The sequence below is a fragment of the Caballeronia mineralivorans PML1(12) genome (assembly GCF_001028175.1).
GTDB classification, from domain to species: Bacteria; Pseudomonadota; Gammaproteobacteria; order Burkholderiales; family Burkholderiaceae; genus Caballeronia; species Caballeronia mineralivorans.
The window spans coordinates 1-345 of record NZ_AEJF01000285.1 but is presented as its reverse complement, the minus strand read 5'-3'; the positions used below and the strand labels follow the sequence as shown (position 1 = coordinate 345).

The 345-nt window shown below is 51.6% G+C and carries 1 protein-coding gene; it reads left to right on the top strand.

Annotated features, from left to right (window positions below; genetic code table 11):
* The coding region (dcuC, locus tag EOS_RS42690) for a C4-dicarboxylate transporter DcuC (RefSeq protein ID WP_047898289.1) at nt 1–341 on the top strand (341 nt) is incomplete at its 5' end.
* Nucleotides 342–345: the final 4 nt, after the last annotated feature.

Sequence of the window (345 nt, the reverse complement as noted above, 5' to 3'; positions counted from 1 at the left end):
CGGAGCATTCTGGTCTGGGCGGTATTGGCGTGATGATTATTATGGCGCTGGTCATTGCCATTTGTGCCATTGTGATGGGCTCTGGCAATGCGCCGTTTATGTCATTTGCCAGTCTTATTCCGAATATCGCAGCCGGACTACATGTACCAGCGGTTGTAATGATTATGCCGATGCATTTTGCCACGACGCTAGCGCGCGCGGTTTCGCCGATTACTGCGGTGGTGGTCGTTACGTCAGGAATTGCAGGCGTTTCGCCTTTTGCGGTGGTGAAGCGGACAGCGATCCCCATGGCAGTCGGTTTCGTGGTGAATATGATTGCCACAATCACGCTATTTTATTAAGTCA